We start from the raw sequence: 16,606 nt of genomic DNA on the forward strand, positions 1-16,606 counted from the left end.
TGACATGACCATTACAATTATCAATTCGCCAGTCACCGTGGAGCGCGCCCAGTCCGTGGCACGACAGGACCTGCATACCGAGCCATGGCTCGTGCGCGGCATCATTATCGGTGTCGCAGTGATGTTCCTGACAGTGTTCGTGGTCCTGCCGCTGATTTTGGTATTCTCGGAGGCATTGTCCAAGGGCGTTGGGTTCTATCTGTCGGCCTTGGGAGATTCCGAGGCGCTCTCGGCCATCTGGCTGACGCTGATCACAGCAGTGATCTCGGTCAGCCTCAATCTGGTATTCGGCGTTGCCGCCGCTTGGGCGGTGGCCAAATTCGAATTCAGGGGCAAGACCTTGCTGGTCACCCTGATCGATCTGCCGTTCTCGGTCAGCCCCGTTATCTCCGGTCTGGTATTCGTGCTGCTGTTTGGTGCGCAGGGTTTCTTTGGGCCATGGCTGATGGCGCATGGCATCAACATTCTGTTTGCCGTGCCGGCGATCGTGTTGGCGACCACCTTCGTCACCTTCCCGTTCGTCGCCCGGGAATTGATTCCGCTGATGCAGGAACAGGGGTCGCAGGAGGAAGAGGCTGCGATATCGCTCGGGGCGAGTGGCTGGCGTACCTTCGTTGTGGTGACGCTCCCCAACATCAAATGGGGCCTGCTCTACGGCGTACTGTTGTGCAATGCGCGGGCGATGGGTGAGTTTGGCGCGGTTTCGGTGGTGTCGGGCCACATTCGCGGCGAGACCAACACCATGCCGCTGCTGGTGGAAATCCTGTATAATGAATATCAACTGGTGGCGTCGTTCGCGATCGCGTCATTGCTGGCTCTGCTGGCGCTCTTGACGCTGATCGCAAAGACCATCCTCGAAGGCCAGATTGAAGAAGGACAGCTGCCCCGTGACGATTGAAGTTCGGAATATCGTAAAGCAGTACGGTGCCTTCAAGGCGCTGGATAATGTCGACCTCAGGGTTGCTGATGGCGAGCTGCTCGCGCTGCTCGGACCGTCCGGTTCCGGCAAGACGTCATTGCTGCGAATTATCGCTGGGCTCGATTGGCCGGATTCCGGCGAAGTCTCATTCGATGGTGAAAATGCGCTGGCCCGCGGCGCCGGCGAGCGCCACGTCGGTTTCGTGTTCCAGCACTATGCGTTGTTCCGCCACATGAGCGTGTTCGAGAATGTGGCCTTCGGCCTGCGCGTGCAGCCGCGCGCCGTGCGCAAGAGCGAAGCGCAGATCCGCGCGCGGGTGAAGGAGCTTCTCGATCTCGTGCAGCTCGACTGGCTCGCCAATCGCTATCCCAGCCAGCTCTCGGGCGGCCAGCGGCAGCGCATTGCGCTGGCGCGTGCACTCGCCATCGAGCCGCGCATTCTGCTGCTCGACGAGCCGTTCGGTGCGCTCGATGCCAAGGTCCGCAAGGAGTTGCGGCAGTGGCTGCGCACGTTGCACGAGGAAATCCACGTCACCTCGATCTTCGTCACGCATGACCAGGAGGAGGCGCTCGAAGTCGCCAACCGCGTCGTGGTGATGGACAAGGGCAAGATCGAACAGATCGGCACGCCTGGCGACGTTTACGATAACCCGGCGACGGCTTTCGTGCACTCATTCATAGGCGAGTCGATCGTGCTCCCGGTCGATGTAAGCGACGGCCAGGTGAAGCTCGGCCATCGCCCGCTCAACATCGATGCGGGCAGTGCAAGCGGACCGTCGAAATTGTTTGTTCGTCGTCACGACATGCAGATCGGTCCGCTCGGCGAGGGAGCCCTCGAAGGCACCGTGCGCCGCGTCCGCACCTTCGGCCCGATCCAGCGCGCCGACATCGCGTTGTCCGGCGATGATACGCTGGTGGAGATCGATGCCCCGCGCGACCGTCCGCTCACCACGGGCGATGCGATCAGCCTGCAGCCGCGGCGCTACCGGATCTTTGCCGGGCAGGAGTGACTGGCGCTTTCTAAAAATCCCCTGCGTTCACCTTTCAGCCACGGTTGGTGTGCAACAACGGCCCCTTGATTTGGGGGATTGCCGATGAAGCGGGTGGCTCTGGCCAGTCTGGGATTTCTGTTGCTGGCAGGGTGCGCGGGGACCGTCGATACCGTGCCGGACCAGCCCACCATGTATCTCAGCATGGCCAATGGTGGCGCCAAGCTCGATCCTGTGGCTGCGGCCTCGATGATCTCGCTGTACCGGCAGAACAATGGCCTCGGCCCGGTTGTGGTCGATCCCGCATTAATGGCGTTGGCTGAAGACCAGTCCACCGCCATGGCCAAACGGAACAAGCTCGATCACGATGTGAAGGCACCGCTGGCCAAGCGTCTGAATGCCGGCGGTTATCCGGCGAGCTTGGCCGTCGAGAACGTCTCGGCGGGCTACCATACCATGGCGGAAGCCTTCTCGGGCTGGCGGGACTCGCCACCGCATCGGGCTAATATGCTGAAGTCCGGTGTCACAAAACTGGGCATTGCGGCGATCTATGCTCCCAACACCAAATACAAGGTGTTCTGGACCATGATCCTGGCTTCGACGGATTCCAAATAGGCCATTCAGGATAGCCGAAGCGTGATGGTGCTCCGCACCATCCATGATTGACGCCGCCGCAAGGGGACGCCACGGTATGATTCCCGTCGCCGACAGGATCGAGTGGTCTCATGGATATGTCCGATCAGCCTCAATCCAGCGCTGCCAGCAAACCCGCCGAAGCAAAGCGTGTCCTGGTGCTGCAAGGGGGCGGCGCGCTTGGCTCCTATCAGGCCGGCGCCTATGAGGCGCTGTGTCATCATGATTTCGAGCCGGAATGGGTGGCAGGCATCTCCATCGGCGCCATCAACGCGGCGATCATCGCAGGCAACGAGCGCGACAAGCGGATTGGCAAGCTCAAGGAATTCTGGGAGATGGCGGCATCGCCGGTCCCCTGGAGCCCGATGCTGACGGATGATCGCGCGCGCTCTTATTTCTACGAGGCAGGCGCCGCTGTCATTGCTACATTCGGCGTGCCAGGCTTTTTCGTGCCGCGGATTCCACCAGCACCACTGTGGCCGCCCGGCAGTCCGCAGTCGCAGAGCTTTTACGATACCGCGCCGCTGAAGGCGACGCTGGAGCGGCTGGTCGACTTTGATCGTCTCAACGATTGCAAGACCCGGTTAAGTGTCGGCGCGGTGAGCGTGACCACCGGCAACTTCACTTATTTCGACAACACGCTCTTCAAGAAAGATCGCAAAAGGATCGAGCCTGAGCACATCATGGCCTCCGGTGCGTTGCCGCCGGGGTTTCCCTCGATCGTCATCGATGGCGAGCATTTCTGGGACGGCGGCATCGCCTCAAACACGCCGCTGGATTTTGTGCTGGACGATGTAACCAGCGATCTGCTGATCTTCCAGGTCGATCTGTTCAGTGCGCGCGGGCCATTGCCGCAGTCGATCCTGGAAGCGCAGGAACGCGAAAAGGACATTCGCTATTCCAGCCGCACCCGCATGAATACCGACAAGAACAAGAAGATCCACAACATCCGCAAGGCGCTGCGTGATCTGATTGGTAAATTGCCGGCAGAACTGAAGCAGGATCCTGGAGTGGCGCTGTTGTCGGAAGCCGCGAAGGAAAATACCGTCACGGTGGTGCATCTGATCTATACGAGCAAGAATTACGAGTCGTCGTCGAAGGACTACAATTTCTCGCGCATCGGCATGGTCGAACACTGGGGCGCCGGCGAGCGCGATGTGTTCCTCTCGATGCGCCACAAGGACTGGTTCGAGCGACCGCAATCCGATGAATCGATGGTGACCCATGCGCTCACCGCCGACGATTACAATGACCTCCCGCAGCATTTGACGTCCAACAGGAGCAAGTAATGGCTAATCTCACAGGCAAGACCGCCGTCGTCACCGGTTCGACCAGCGGCATCGGCCTCGCTTATGCGCGCGCTTTCGCAAGCGCTGGCGCCAATATCGTCATCAACGGCATGGGCGCGCCTGCTGACATCGAGAAGGAACGCGCGGCGATCGAGAGCGATTTCAAGGTCAAGGCGATCCATTCGCCAGCGGACATGACCAAGCCGGCCGAAATTGCCGAAATGATCGCGCTCGGCGAGAAGACCTATGGATCGGTCGATATTCTCGTCAACAATGCGGGTATCCAGTTTGTGTCTCCGATCGAGGAATTCCCGATCGAGAAGTGGGATGCGATCATCGCCATCAATCTCTCCTCGGCCTTCCATGGCATCCGCGCCGCCGTGCCCGGCATGAAGAAGCGCGGCTGGGGTCGCATCATCAACACCGCCTCAGCGCATTCGCTGGTCGCCTCGCCATTCAAGTCGGCTTATGTCTCTGCCAAGCACGGCATCGCCGGTCTGACCAAGACCGTGGCGCTGGAAGTGGCCACTCACAAAATCACCTGTAATTGCATTTCGCCTGGCTATGTCTGGACGCCGCTGGTGGAGAAACAGATCCCCGACACCATGAAGGCGCGCGGACTGACCAAAGAGCAGGTCATCAACGACGTCCTGCTGGAAGCGCAGCCGACCAAGGAATTCGTAACGTCCGAGCAGGTTGCGGCATTGGCGCTGTTCCTGTGCGGCGACGATGCGGCGCAGATCACTGGAACAAACCTGTCGATCGATGGTGGCTGGACGGCGGAATAAGTTTGCTTCCTGACCTCCTCCTGCTTTGCAGGGGGAGGTTGTTAGGCGCGTTGCTTTCCGAAGGCGAGCACGTGCAGTCCAAGCCGCTGTCTCACGATCCAGAACAGCAGGATCGTCTCGAATGTCAGCGCGATCGACGTTGCCGCGGCGGCGCCATGGCCGCCGAATTTCGGCACCAGCACGAGACACAGCACCAGGTTCATCACGAAAGCCGACGCGTAGGCCACGGCGCAAATATGTTGGTGACCGAGCATGTTGAGCAGCCGCTCTACCGGACCGATTGCGGCGCGCACCACGAGGCCGATGGCTGCGATGAACATGATGTCGTAACCGCTGGTGAATTGCGGACCGAACAGCCATAGCAGCGGCTTGCCCAGAGCGAGCAGGATCAGCGTCGCCGCGAGCGACGGCCAGAATGTCCACTTGATCGCGTGGGTGACGTAAGCGGCAAGTCGATCCTTGTCGCCGGCCGCGTGATATTCGGTGAAGCGATGCGCCGTTGTCGCCGACATCGCGTAATGAATGAACGACACCAGCGCCAGAGTCTTCACCACAGCGAAGTACACGCCGACTTCGTCGGATGAGACGAACTGCTGCAGTACCAGCACGTCGGTGTAGGACAGCAGCAGATAGAAGCTCTCGACCAGCAGGATCGGCAACGACACTGCGAGCCAGCCGCGATAGTCATAGGCCTTCGGGCCGGGCTCGATATGGGTGTGAAGCCGGCGATTGAGTACGATCATCTGGCCGATCATCGCAACCCAGACGGCTGCGACGCTGGCCAGCATTGCGATGGTCGCACCAAGCTTAAAGCCCAGTGTGAAGGCGCCGGCGGTGAAGCCGATGATGAGCGCCTGGCGGATGATGAATTGCGGCATCAGGCCGAGGCGCATCCAGTCATGGGAGCGCGCGATACCATCCTGCGTGTTGGCAACGACGAAGGCCGGCAGCGTCAGGCAGCCGAGATAGAGCGGCACCACCGTGTTGGCGTCGATCCACGGCGAGATGAGCTTGATGAGGCCAGCGAGCAGCAGCGAGACCATCACCGAGACGATACCGGTCATCCAGCGGCTGCCGGAGAGAAAGCCGCGCAGCCGTGCGTGATCGCCGCTGGCGCGATATTCCGGGATGATCTTCTGGGCTGAAGCGGCGATGCCGAAATCCATCATCGAGCCGAGCAGCAGTACCCAGGTCCAGACATAGACATAGATGCCGTAGTCTGACGTGCCCATCCAGCGCGCCAGCAGGATCTGCGAGAAATAAGCGAGGCCGGCGGAAATTACGCGGATGAGGAAGATGGTGCCGGCGAGGCGGCGCGTCAGCGAGGCTTCGCCTGTGCCGGTGAACAGCGCGCGCAGCCTGGCCTTGAGGCCGGCGGGCTCGCTTGCGGGTGCGGAGTCTGCGTCCATCACGGCCACGACAAGGTCCTCAGCCGCAGGCGTGCGGCAGCGGTCTGGCGTAGCAAGCAGTCGTTAACATCCGGTTGGACAGAGATGTACAGGTTGCGCGCAACAGGTCATGCGCCAGCGGTATCAGGGCAGGTTGACGTTGAATTCATAGGCGCGGTCGCTGCCGATCAGCGTCAGTTTCAGGGCCGCGCCATCGGTCGTGGCGCCGGGCGGCACGCCATCGAGTTCGAAGCTGAAGCGCTTCACGCCCGGCGGGCTCTTGGCCTCGAGTTTGGGGATTGGCAGCGCCCATTCCGGCGTCGGGCCCTCGACGAACAGGTTGGGTTCGCTGCCTTCGGGCGCCACGACGTCAACGAACACATTCTTGCCCTCGCGCTTGAGGTCGCGCACCGTCAGCGGACTGGTGTCGCCCATGGTTGCCGGCTTAGGCACGGTATCGAGCGCCGCGGTCAGCGCGCCGTCTTCAGTGCTGGCCACGCTGGTAAAAGCGAGCTCGGCATTGGCGTCGACCGGGATGCAGAGCTTGTCGCAGACCGCGTAATTGATCGCCGCACGGAGAATCACCGGCTTGCCGGGGTCCTTGGCGATCACCCGCATGGGCAGCACCACCTGTTTCACATAGCCCAGCGACAGGCCACCGGCCCCATCCTCGAATTTTTTCGGCGCCGGCCACAGGATGGTGACGGTATCCAGGTTCTCCGATTTGGAAAAATCGAAGCGGGGCGGTACCCCGGAATCACCGGGATTCCGCCAATAGGTGTGCCAGCCGGGCTGCAGCTGGATCGCGATGCCTCCCAGCATCACAGGACCGCTACGCGAGCCTGCCACAAGCCTGATCTGCGAATGACTGTCTATCTGCCAAGGTGAGGTGTCGTCCGCCTGCGCGCTGCAGGTGAGGAGCAGGCCCGCGGCGCAGACAGCGACAATGTGGTGCGGAACAGATGCGGTCATCGGGCGTCCTTACAGGGTGGGCCTGTCATAAAGCCAAACCTGTCTTAAGCTATTGAACTGCTTGTGATCCGGTTTTCGTATGCGTTGCGGAAGGCTGATTGACAGAACCCAGACCCAATATCAGGATAGGCAACGAAATGAGAGCGGTTTGCTGATGGAACCCACTCGCAAGCGCCCCCGGAAAAGCCGCGCGAAATCCGGCGCCGGCGACACTGGCAACTACCTCGACGGGCAGTTGCTGATCGCCATGCCTGTGATGGAAGACGAGCGCTTCGCCCGTTCGGTGATTTACGTCTGCGCGCATTCGTCGGAAGGTGCCATGGGCATCATCGTCAATCGGCCTGCGGGGAGCATCGATTTTCCCGAATTGCTGGTTCAACTGGACATCATTGAAAAGTCCGACAGCATCAAGCTCCCGGAAAGCGCCGAAAGCATGAAAGTGCTGAAGGGCGGTCCGGTCGAGACCGGCCGAGGTTTCGTGCTGCATTCCAGCGATTTCTTCATCAAGGACGCGACATTGCCGATCGACGATGGCGTCTGCCTCACCGCGACCGTGGATATCCTGCGCGCCATCGCCAATGGCGGTGGACCCAAGCACGCGATTCTCGCGCTGGGCTATGCCGGCTGGGCGCCGGGCCAGCTGGAAGACGAAATCCAGGGCAACGGCTGGCTGCATTGCGCAGCTGATGAGGATCTCATCTTCGGCGGTGATGTTGAGGAGAAGTATCTTCGCGCGCTGCAGAAGATCGGGATCGCCCCGGGGATGTTGTCGGCCGAGGCCGGGCACGCGTGAGCGTCCGCTAGACTTCCAGCTATCAGCGACGGCCCTACTCAGCTCGCCGCTTCCAATCGCTCTTCCGTCAGCATGCGCATCGCCGCATCCGCATCCATCGGCTCGCCGAAGGCAAAGCCCTGGGCGTATTCGCAGCCGAGCTGATACATCTCCACCGCATCCGAATCTGTCTCGACGCCTTCAGCGACGACGTCCATGCCGAGATCGTGGGCCATGGCGATGATGGATTTGAGAATCACCGGGCGGGTGCCGCGCGAGGTGGTGCGAACGAAGGACTGGTCGATCTTCAGCGTGTCGAACGGGAAGCGCTGCAGATAGGATAGCGACGAGTGGCCAGTGCCGAAATCGTCGAGCGAAAGACCCGTACCGAGTTCGCGGATCCGGTGCAGCATCTGCGCTGCATGTTCCGGATTTTCCATCACCAGCGATTCCGTGAGTTCGAGCTTCAGTGTGCCGCGCGCGACTGACGAGCGTGACAGTACGGTTCGGATGTCATGCAGGAGGTCGTGGCGCAGCAGTTGCCGCGAGGAGACGTTGACGCTGGCGAAGATCGGTTCGCGCGAGCGCATCGCGCGCTGCCAGATCGCGAGCTGCCGTGCAGTCTGATCCATCACGAACATGCCGAGATCGATGATGAGGCCGATCTCCTCGGCGATCGCGATGAATTCCGACGGCGACATCCGGCCGAGCTTCGGATGATCCCAACGTGCCAGCGCCTCGAAACCGGCGATGGAGCGATCTTCCAGCCGCACGATGGGCTGATACAGGATGGTGATTTCCTGGCGCTCTATGGCGCGGCGCAGTTCGGATTCGAGCGTCAGGCGATCCGTTTTGCGGGCGCGCATTGCCGGTTTGTAGACGTCGATACGGTCGCCACCGATCCGCTTCGAATGATACATCGCAAGCTCGGCATCCTTGATGAGCTCGTCGGTCAGGGGCACCGCGGGATCAGAGAGCGCGAGGCCGATCGAGGCCGTGAGGAAGATCTCGCGATCGTTGAAGGCAATCGGGGCGCGGATGGTCTTGCGGATGGTCTCGGCGAAAGCCGTGATCTTGGCGGCGTCTTGTTCGGACATCAGGATCAGGCCGAACTGGTCGCCGGCGAGGCGGGCCAGCGTGTCCTGCGGCTTGAGGATGCGGGTGAGGCGGCGGGCCAGCGTCAGAAGGATCGAGTCGCCGACGGCGATGCCGACGGAATCGTTGACCTGTTTGAAGCGATCGAGGTCGATCACCATGATGGTCGGCCGCATGGTCGGCACCGTCTTGGAGAAATTCGCGACGGCGTTGAGGCGGTCAATGAACAGCTTGCGGTTTGGCAGGCCGGTCAGGTTGTCATGCACCGAGTCGTGCAGCATGCGCTCTTCGGCATTCTTCATCTCGGTGACGTCGGTGAGTGTGCCGACCACGCGTGACACTTCACCGTCGGAGCCAACCACCGGGCGTGCTTTCAGCGCGAACCACATGAAGTGACCGTCGGGGGTGCGCAGGCGGAAGTCCTGCACGAGGCGGCCGCGACGCTGGTCGAGCACGCTGTCCAGCGCCGCCCGGAAGCGATCCTGATCGAGCGGGTGGAGCACTTCGAGCCAGCTTGCTGCAGGGCCTTCCAGCGTGCCGCGTTTGAGGCCGAGCAGTGCTTCGGTCTCGGGCGAGGTGAACACTTTGTCGGCGGAGACGTCCCAGTCCCAGATCAGATCGCCGGAGCCGGTCAGCGCCAGCGCGCGTCGCTCCACGTCCGAGACGATGCCGTTGGTGGCGCCGCCGCCTGCGAAAGCATGCTGCATCACCGTGAAACCGATCAGCATCACGATCAGTACGAGGCCGCCGAGCAGCGCCGGGCCGACGATGTCATTGGTGACGCTGCCGGCGACGGTCATGCCCGCGGCAACAACCCAGACCACGAGCAGGAACCAGGTCGGGATCAGCAACACCGCGCGGTCGAAGCCATGGGTGGAGAGATAGACGATCAGCGCGAAGCCGGCGAAGGCGATCAGCACCAGCGAGATGCGCGCGATGCCCGAGGCGACGGCAGGATCGAACAGCGCGAGACCGACAAGAGAGCCAAGGAAAGCCAGCCAGCCTAGCGTGATGTGCGAGTAGCGGACATGCCATCGACTGAGATTGAGATAAGCAAACAGGAACACCAGCAGCGTCGCCGCCAGGATCGCTTCCCCCGAGGCGCGCCAGACGCGCTCGGCGCCTTGGGACATGTCGAGCACCTTGCCCCAGAAGCCGAAGTCGACACCGATATAGACCAGCACGGCCCAGGCCAGCGCCGCGGCGGCCGGGAACATGATGCTGCCCTTCACGACGAACAGGATCGTCAGCACCAGCGCCAGTAGGCCGGAGATGCCGATGACGATGCCTTGGTACAGGGTGAAGGAGTTGACCTTGTCCTTGTAGGCTTCCGGCTCCCACAGATAGAGCTGCGGCAGCTTGTTGGTGCGCAGTTCGGCGACGAAGGTGATAACAGCACCGGGATCGAGGGTGACGCGGAAGATATCTGCGGTGGCACTATCCTGACGTTCCGGGCGATCCCCGGTTGACGGGGTGATGGTCGCAATGCGCGAGAGGCCAAGATCGGGCCACAAGAGGCCGGACGACACGATGCGATAATGCGGCGCGACGATCAGACGATCGAGCTGATCGTCGGTGTTGTTGGCGAGCGCGAACACCACCCAGTTCTGACCGGCTTCGCGGCCACGCACCTCGATGCGGCGAACGATGCCGTCGGTGCCTGGTGCGGTGGAGACCTGGATGCGGTCGGTGTCGCTATGCTGATATTCGAGGATGCCGGTGAGATCGATCGCAGGCGCGTCACCGCGGACGCTAACAGCGTCAACAGCCTGTGCCGGTGCTGCGGCAACAACAATCATCAGGCCGAGCGCGAGCGGCGCGAGCCACCTGATCAAACGCAATGTCATTCTCCGCGATCAACAAAACATCGACCCTGCGTCACGCAGAAGCAGGGCCATTTCCCGACGCGCGATAAATGACATGAAAGCGAGATAAATCAAAGGGTTTCCGGCTGTTCTCCAGCCCTAAACGACCAACACAATTTTGCCAATATGTGCGCTGGTTTCCATGCGTTTGTGCGCGTCCGCAGCCTTTTCCAGCGGGAAAGTGCTGTCCATCAGGGGCTTAACCTTGCCAGACTTGAGTAGCGGCAGGACATTGGCCTCGATTGCCCTGACCATGGCGGCCTTGTCGGCATTGGTGCGGGGGCGCAGAGTCGAGCCGGTATAGTGCAGCCGCTTCACCATGATCTTGGCGGCGTTGATGGTGGCTTTCGGGCCGTTCAGCACCGCAATCTGCACGATGCGGCCATCGACGGCGGCGGCATCGAAGTTTTTCTCTACATAATCCGCGCCCACCATATCGAGGATCAGCTCGACGCCGGTCTTGGTGATTTCCTTGACGCGTTCGACGAAGTCCTCGGTCTTGTAGTTGATGGCGTGATCGGCGCCGAGCTTGAGGCAGGCATCGACCTTGTCTTGGGAGCCGACGGTGACGATCACCTTGGAACCTAGCGCCTTAGCGAGCTGGATCGCCATGGTGCCGATGCCGGAAGAGCCGCCATGGATCAGCACGGTCTCGCCGGGCTGCAATCCGCCACGCTCAAACACGTTATGCCAGACGGTCATCAGGGTTTCGGCGGTGGCGCCGGCCTCGGTCATCGAGAAGCCTTCGGGGACCGTCATCGCCTGCGCATCCTGTGCGATGCAATATTGCGCGTAGCCGCCGCCGGCGACCAGCGACATCACCTTGTCACCGAGCTTGTGTTTGGTGGCGCCTTCGCCGAGGGCGACGACTTCACCGGAGATTTCGAGGCCGGGCAGATCGCTGGCGCCAGGCGGCGGCGGATAGGCGCCGGAGCGCTGTGCGACGTCCGGACGGTTCACACCGGCGGCTGCGACCTTCACCAGGATTTCGCCGGGACCCGGCTTTGGAACGGGGCGCGTTTCGGGAATCAGCACCTCGGGGCCGCCCGGTTTGCTGATACCAACGACGGTCATTTGCGTGGGCAGCTTTTCCATGATTTGTCCTTGCGGCGTACGGGATGTCGGTTGGCCATCTGATTAAACAGCCGGATCAATGCTGGCAACATCCGGTGCATATTCGAATTTGAGACGGGGAGGGCCCCAAATGGCGATCGACGACGACGACAAACCGAAGAAGAAGGTCAGCCATGAGGTCGGGCAGGACCTCTCGCTGCTATCGGTCGAGGAACTCGCCGAGCGGATCGCGCTGCTCAATGGCGAGATCGCGCGGCTGCAATCGAGCATGACCTTGAAGCGCGCGACGCGCGATGCGGCGGATCGCTTTTTCAAATCGTGACGGGCTATTGAACGGCGCTCTCCCGGCTCTCTGTCATCATTGCGAGGTGAAGGAAAGCTGTCCTGCAGCTTTCCTCTTAGCGAAGCAACGCGGCAATTCAGAAGCCATACGCGAAGAAAACTGGATTGCTTCGCTCTGCTCGCAATGGCGGACGAGAGGCCTGTGCAATACCGCCGACGCTTCCTCAGTCGCGATCCCGACATTGTCTCATTCCGATACAGTTTGCGAGGCGTCGCATGGCAAACGGATCGTGAAGAAAGCCCGCGTATTTACGCGCAATTAAGCTTTCTCGCATATTACTTAAATTGTCCTTGTTTGGACACCGAGTGGCTCCTGTCCACTCTGTTTGACGCCTCCCTGTTATCAACTTTAAAGCCGCCGGAAACGGCGGCTCTTTTTTTGGCACTCATGTCTTCTTTTGGGGCGTCAGCGATCGTTAAATCGCGTTGGAAACCATAAATACTTCTTTAATTTTACGCCGCTGGACTCTCACGCACGCACGCGTAATGATTTGTTCATCATAAGCCCGCCGTTCAGAGCTGGCTGCGAAACCATTTGCGTGAGGCGTTAACTATGTCGGATCGTTTGCACAGCGAACCCGCTCTCGTTCAGTTTAGCGAGCGGCTGACCAATTCTGCTGCCTTCGGCGCCTTGTTTCGCGAGGGGATGGATCTGGTCGAAGAGACCGCGGCCTATCTCGACGGCGTCGGCCGTAGCGAGGCCAAGGCACTGGATCGCTCCGTCAGCCTGACTTACGCCACCGAAAGCATGCGCCTCACCACCCGCCTCATGCAGCTTGCCTCATGGTTGCTGCTGCACCGTGCGGTGAAGGAAGGCGAGATGACGTTGACCCAGGCCAATCGTGAAAAGACCAAGGTCAAGCTCAGCGCCGCCGATCCGAGTCCGGAAGAAATGCTGCTCAAGCTGCCCGAGCAGCTGCAGATCCTGATCACGCGTTCGATGGTGCTGCAGACCAAGGTTCGTCGCCTCGACATCTCGATCCATGCCGCGACCACCACGCATGCGCCGATCGGCAATCCGCTGGTGCCGCAGCTCAATCGCCTGAAGGCTGCGTTCGAACGCTGATCGCGCGTCCCTCACATTCCTGAACGCTGTTCCTCGCTCGCCGCTCATGCGCTAAACATGAGCTAGGCGCAGCGGGGGCATTTGCGATGGCAGACGATATCAGGGCATTGACCGGGGTGCGCGGCGTCGCAGCCGCTGTCATCGTCGTGTATCATTTCGGTGACGTGCAGCTCGCAACCGGTGGCACGGGCTCATTCTTCCGCATTCCCTACGGCTATTTGCTCGTCGACCTGTTCTTCATGCTGTCAGGCTATGTGATGGCGCTGACCTATCGCGACGCGTTCCTGCATCTCACCGGCAAGGCCTTTGCGCATTTCATGCTGAAGCGGGTCGCGCGGCTGTACCCGGCCTATTTCATTATCGGACTGTTCTATGTGGCCAAGATCGCAGCCGGTCTGTCCGGCGAGAAGCTGGAGATGTATTCGGCCTGGGACTGGACCGGCAACCTGCTGATGATGACCGGCTGGGGTCTCTACATTTTCCCGATCATCGGCGTAGCCTGGGCGGCGAGCGCCGAAATGGGCTCCTATCTGCTGCTGCCGATCCTGATGCCCTTCACTCAGCGCGGCAGTAAGTGGATCGCGGGTCTCGCCGTGATCGTGGCGTTGCTCGGCATCTATGCCGTCAGCATCAGCGGCCGCGGGTCGGGCGGACCGCTCGATGTGGTCAACGGCAATTCGCTCTATCCGCTGCTGCGCGCGGTGGGAGGCTTCACGCTGGGCCTCGCGATTTTTCGCTTTGGGGATGTGGTCGATCGACTGTCGGCGGGCGTGCAGGACATTTTGGTGGTCGCGCTGCCGCTGGCCATCATCGCGGTCGGTCTCGCCGATGCCAGCGATCGATTGATGTATCTGCTGTACATCCCGCTGGTCGCGGTGCTCTCGCGTGATGGCCAGATGGCGCAACTGCTGTTCGGCAACGCGCTGGTCTACCGGCTCGGCATCATCTCGTACTCGATCTATCTGATCCATCCGCTGTTCGTCAGTTTCGCTATCAGGACCTGGCGGCATTTAGGCCAGACTGAGGTTGTCTATATCGCTGCATCGCTGGTCTGTTTCGCCATCATCTGGGCGCTGGCGGAAGTGAGCTATCGCTTCGTCGAAATGCCCGGTCGCAACTGGATCACGCAGCGATTCATCCCGCGGAGAAGCGACGCGCCGGTGAAGGCGTAGGCATCGGGGCTATCAAGTCGGTAGTGCGGCGCGATGCCGCAGACGGCGGCGATCCATTCTTTCAGATATTACTGCCACGCTGCCCGGAAATGTGAGCGATGACGCCGCAGGCATAGCGTCATTTATCGCAAAGCCTTGCCTGAATAGGGTTTCTCGCCAGAGAGCTACACTTCTGATGCCGAGCCAATGCGAGTTTGGAGGAGGCGTCGCGCCAGCTATCTTCGCATTGTTGCGGTGACTCCATGTCGCACGGGAGCAATCGCAACGATGTGGCATTGAAGCGCGGCCACACCGAAATTCCGCGCCGATCCAAGTAGGAATCTGATGTCTTTGTCTCCTCGTCTGTTCGGTCTCATTGGTGTGTTGGCTTGTCCGGCGGTTGCGGTTGCGGCTGATCCGGTGGTGATGCTGCCATCGGTGCCCTTCGTGCCCTCGGCCTCCGGTGGCTGGACCGTGACCGTCGGGATAGGCGGCGAAATGCAGCCATCTTACGAAGGCGCCGGGAGTTCTGAACTTGCGCCAAAGCCGATCATCTCGATTCGCCGTGCCGGCACGCCGGCCCGTTTCAAGGGCATGCGCGACAATGCAAGCTTCGCCCTGATCGACGTGGGCGGCTTTCGCGCCGGTCCCGTCGGCAACTATAAAGCAGCGCGCAAGGCCGCCGATCACAGCGAGCTGCGTGGCCTGAGGGACGTTGATTTCGCGGTCGAACTCGGTGGTTTCGCCGAATACTACGCCTTCGACTGGCTGCGCCTACGCTCCGAACTGCGCCGCGGTCTCGGTGGCCACGAAGGTATCGTCGCGGATTTCTCGGCTGACGTGATTGTGCCGATCAACGAGCGGATGACCTTTGCTGCCGGCCCACGCTACCGGGTGACGGATGCGAAATATGCGGAGACTTACTTCAGCGTCAACAATATCGAGGCGCTTGCGTCAGGTTTGCCGGTTTACGACGCCAAGGGCGGTTCGAGTTCGGTCGGTGCGGGCGCGCAATTGCGCTACAAGCTCGATCCGCAATGGGAAGTGCGCGGCTATGTCGAATATGACAAGCTGCTCGGCAGCATCGCCGACAGTCCGCTGGTGAAATTCCGTGGGTCGACCAATCAGGTCACCTACGGCGTCGGCGTGGCCTATTCGTTCGACGTCGGCGTGCGATAGCACGTGCGATTGCACAGCGTGGCCAATACGGCGCACGCTAGCTCACGCTTCTAGCGCTCCCCGATCAGATAGTACGACAACATCGTATCCAGCTCCTGTTCCAGCTCGCCATTGGCGAAGGCATCCGGACGGAATGCGATCGCCGCATCGAGTGCCGAGCCGACCATTCTCGGAATGAAGAAACTTCCGGCTTCGCGATTGAAGCCAGGGCGTAGCTCGTCGGCATGACTGTCAAACATGCCACGCAAGAGGCCTTGCCGCTGCGGAAAGGGGTCGAATGGCCACTGAACAGGGGGACGGCCGGAGGCGGTCTCCATCAAGACCTTCAGCAGCGGCAGCACGCGGGCATGCTGGCTGATCGCGGTGTTCAGACCGGAGCGGACGAATCCACGCAGATCCAGCCCTTCGAATCCTGAAATGGTCTGCCAGATATTTTCTGACATTTGGGCTTCCGTCCGGCCATGGAGGGCCCCGAACAGCGCGTCCCGGTTTGGAAAATATTGATAGAGCGATCCGATGCTGACGCCGGCGCGTTCGGCGATTCTGTTGGTGGTGGCGCGTTCGTAGCCTTCGTCCACCAGCACGAGGGCAGCGGCGTCCAGGAGGATGCCCACGGTCGCAACGGAGCGCGCCTGACGCGGCTTCTTGCGGTGGTGCCCGGTATTGGTCGGCATGGTCTCGTTGCGCCCCCGCGCAAGATGATGTGGCGCACCTTATAAGGAGGGCAACGGAGGCGGTTTTAAGGTACCGCCGTGGCAATGTCGGCCAGCAACGAAAAACGCCCCTGCTGGCTGCAGAGGCGTTTTGAAAGGCAATCGGATAAGCCTGAAAGGCCGATCTTCCTTGTGAAGATCAATCTTCCTTCTTGAGGAAGCCCGAGAACTTCTTCTGGAAGCGCGACACGCGGCCACCGCGGTCGAGAAGCTGGGTGGTGCCACCGGTCCAGGCTGGGTGCGACCTCGGATCGATGTCGAGGTTCAGCTTGTCGCCTTCCTTGCCCCAGGTGGAACGGGTCTGATACTCCGTACCATCGGTCATAACGACCGTAATGTTATGATAATCCGGGTGAATTTCGGCTTTCATGA

The 16,606-nt window shown here is 61.0% G+C and carries 16 protein-coding genes; 10 read left to right on the forward strand and 6 right to left on the reverse strand.

Going from position 1 to position 16,606, the window contains the following annotated elements; genetic code table 11:
- Positions 1-4: 4 nt before the first annotated feature.
- The 5 genes from cysW to HP556_RS20255 all read left to right on the forward strand — a co-directional run bounded on the left by cysW (position 5) and on the right by HP556_RS20255 (position 4,617).
- Complete coding sequence (gene cysW / locus HP556_RS20235; protein WP_175368311.1) at positions 5-898, forward strand: sulfate ABC transporter permease subunit CysW; 894 nt, start codon at positions 5-7, stop codon at positions 896-898.
- Positions 888-1,928 (forward strand): sulfate/molybdate ABC transporter ATP-binding protein, encoded by a 1,041-nt coding sequence (locus HP556_RS20240; RefSeq protein ID WP_089265416.1) that lies wholly within the window; start codon positions 888-890, stop codon positions 1,926-1,928. Before cysW ends, HP556_RS20240 begins: the two co-directional genes overlap by 11 nt.
- Positions 1,929-2,012: 84 nt before the next feature.
- A complete protein-coding gene (locus tag HP556_RS20245; RefSeq protein WP_093756814.1) occupies positions 2,013-2,522 on the forward strand; it encodes a CAP domain-containing protein in 510 nt (169 codons plus the stop codon).
- A gap of 110 nt (positions 2,523-2,632) precedes the next feature.
- Positions 2,633-3,829, forward strand: a complete 1,197-nt coding sequence (locus HP556_RS20250; protein WP_093756813.1) for a DUF3734 domain-containing protein — start codon at positions 2,633-2,635, stop codon at positions 3,827-3,829.
- Positions 3,829-4,617, forward strand: a complete 789-nt coding sequence (locus tag HP556_RS20255; RefSeq protein WP_089265413.1) for a 3-hydroxybutyrate dehydrogenase — start codon at positions 3,829-3,831, stop codon at positions 4,615-4,617. Before HP556_RS20250 ends, HP556_RS20255 begins: the two co-directional genes overlap by 1 nt.
- Positions 4,618-4,658: 41 nt before the next feature.
- Here HP556_RS20255 and HP556_RS20260 read toward each other — a convergent pair whose 3' ends face one another.
- Positions 4,659-6,035 carry an oligosaccharide flippase family protein gene (locus HP556_RS20260; RefSeq protein ID WP_175368312.1) on the reverse strand — a complete coding sequence of 459 codons (1,377 nt, stop codon included), beginning with the start codon at positions 6,033-6,035 and terminating at the stop codon, positions 4,659-4,661.
- Between the two features lie 114 nt (positions 6,036-6,149).
- Positions 6,150-6,977 (reverse strand): protein-disulfide reductase DsbD domain-containing protein, encoded by an 828-nt coding sequence (locus HP556_RS20265; protein WP_175368313.1) that lies wholly within the window; start codon positions 6,975-6,977, stop codon positions 6,150-6,152.
- A 154-nt stretch (positions 6,978-7,131) separates the two neighbouring features.
- Here HP556_RS20265 and HP556_RS20270 point away from each other — a divergent pair, with 154 nt between their 5' ends.
- Positions 7,132-7,770: a YqgE/AlgH family protein gene (locus tag HP556_RS20270; RefSeq protein WP_089265410.1), complete on the forward strand. Its 639-nt coding sequence runs from the start codon at positions 7,132-7,134 to the stop codon at positions 7,768-7,770.
- Between the two features lie 38 nt (positions 7,771-7,808).
- Here the strand turns inward: HP556_RS20270 and HP556_RS20275 are convergent, their stop codons facing one another.
- Both HP556_RS20275 and HP556_RS20280 read right to left on the reverse strand, forming a co-directional pair.
- A complete protein-coding gene (locus HP556_RS20275) occupies positions 7,809-10,685 on the reverse strand; it encodes an EAL domain-containing protein (RefSeq protein WP_170849563.1) in 2,877 nt (958 codons plus the stop codon).
- Positions 10,686-10,808: 123 nt separating this feature from the next.
- Positions 10,809-11,804, reverse strand: coding sequence for an NAD(P)H-quinone oxidoreductase (locus HP556_RS20280; RefSeq protein ID WP_093756808.1), 996 nt, complete (start codon positions 11,802-11,804; stop codon positions 10,809-10,811).
- Positions 11,805-11,913: 109 nt separating this feature from the next.
- On the opposite strand from HP556_RS20280, the gene HP556_RS20285 reads away from it, so the two are divergent.
- The 4 genes from HP556_RS20285 (at position 11,914) to HP556_RS20300 (ending at position 15,521) form a co-directional block, all read left to right on the forward strand.
- Positions 11,914-12,105: a DUF1192 domain-containing protein gene (locus HP556_RS20285; protein ID WP_089265408.1), complete on the forward strand. Its 192-nt coding sequence runs from the start codon at positions 11,914-11,916 to the stop codon at positions 12,103-12,105.
- A 573-nt stretch (positions 12,106-12,678) separates the two neighbouring features.
- Positions 12,679-13,191 (forward strand): protease adaptor protein RcdA, encoded by a 513-nt coding sequence (gene rcdA / locus HP556_RS20290; protein WP_089265407.1) that lies wholly within the window; start codon positions 12,679-12,681, stop codon positions 13,189-13,191.
- A gap of 86 nt (positions 13,192-13,277) precedes the next feature.
- Positions 13,278-14,363, forward strand: coding sequence for an acyltransferase family protein (locus tag HP556_RS20295; protein ID WP_175368314.1), 1,086 nt, complete (start codon positions 13,278-13,280; stop codon positions 14,361-14,363).
- A gap of 324 nt (positions 14,364-14,687) precedes the next feature.
- A complete protein-coding gene (locus tag HP556_RS20300; protein WP_175368315.1) occupies positions 14,688-15,521 on the forward strand; it encodes a MipA/OmpV family protein in 834 nt (277 codons plus the stop codon).
- A 50-nt stretch (positions 15,522-15,571) separates the two neighbouring features.
- Here the strand turns inward: HP556_RS20300 and HP556_RS20305 are convergent, their stop codons facing one another.
- Together HP556_RS20305 and rpmE are read right to left on the reverse strand one after the other, a co-directional pair.
- A complete protein-coding gene (locus HP556_RS20305) occupies positions 15,572-16,195 on the reverse strand; it encodes a TetR/AcrR family transcriptional regulator (RefSeq protein ID WP_175368316.1) in 624 nt (207 codons plus the stop codon).
- 178 nt (positions 16,196-16,373) lie between these two features.
- Entirely contained in the window at positions 16,374-16,604 is a 231-nt protein-coding gene (rpmE, locus tag HP556_RS20310) for a 50S ribosomal protein L31 (RefSeq protein WP_089265403.1), read from the reverse strand.
- Between the last annotated feature and the right edge of the window lie 2 nt (positions 16,605-16,606).

It is taken from the genome of Tardiphaga robiniae (genome assembly GCF_013359755.1).
Classification (GTDB): Bacteria; Pseudomonadota; Alphaproteobacteria; order Rhizobiales; family Xanthobacteraceae; genus Tardiphaga; species Tardiphaga robiniae.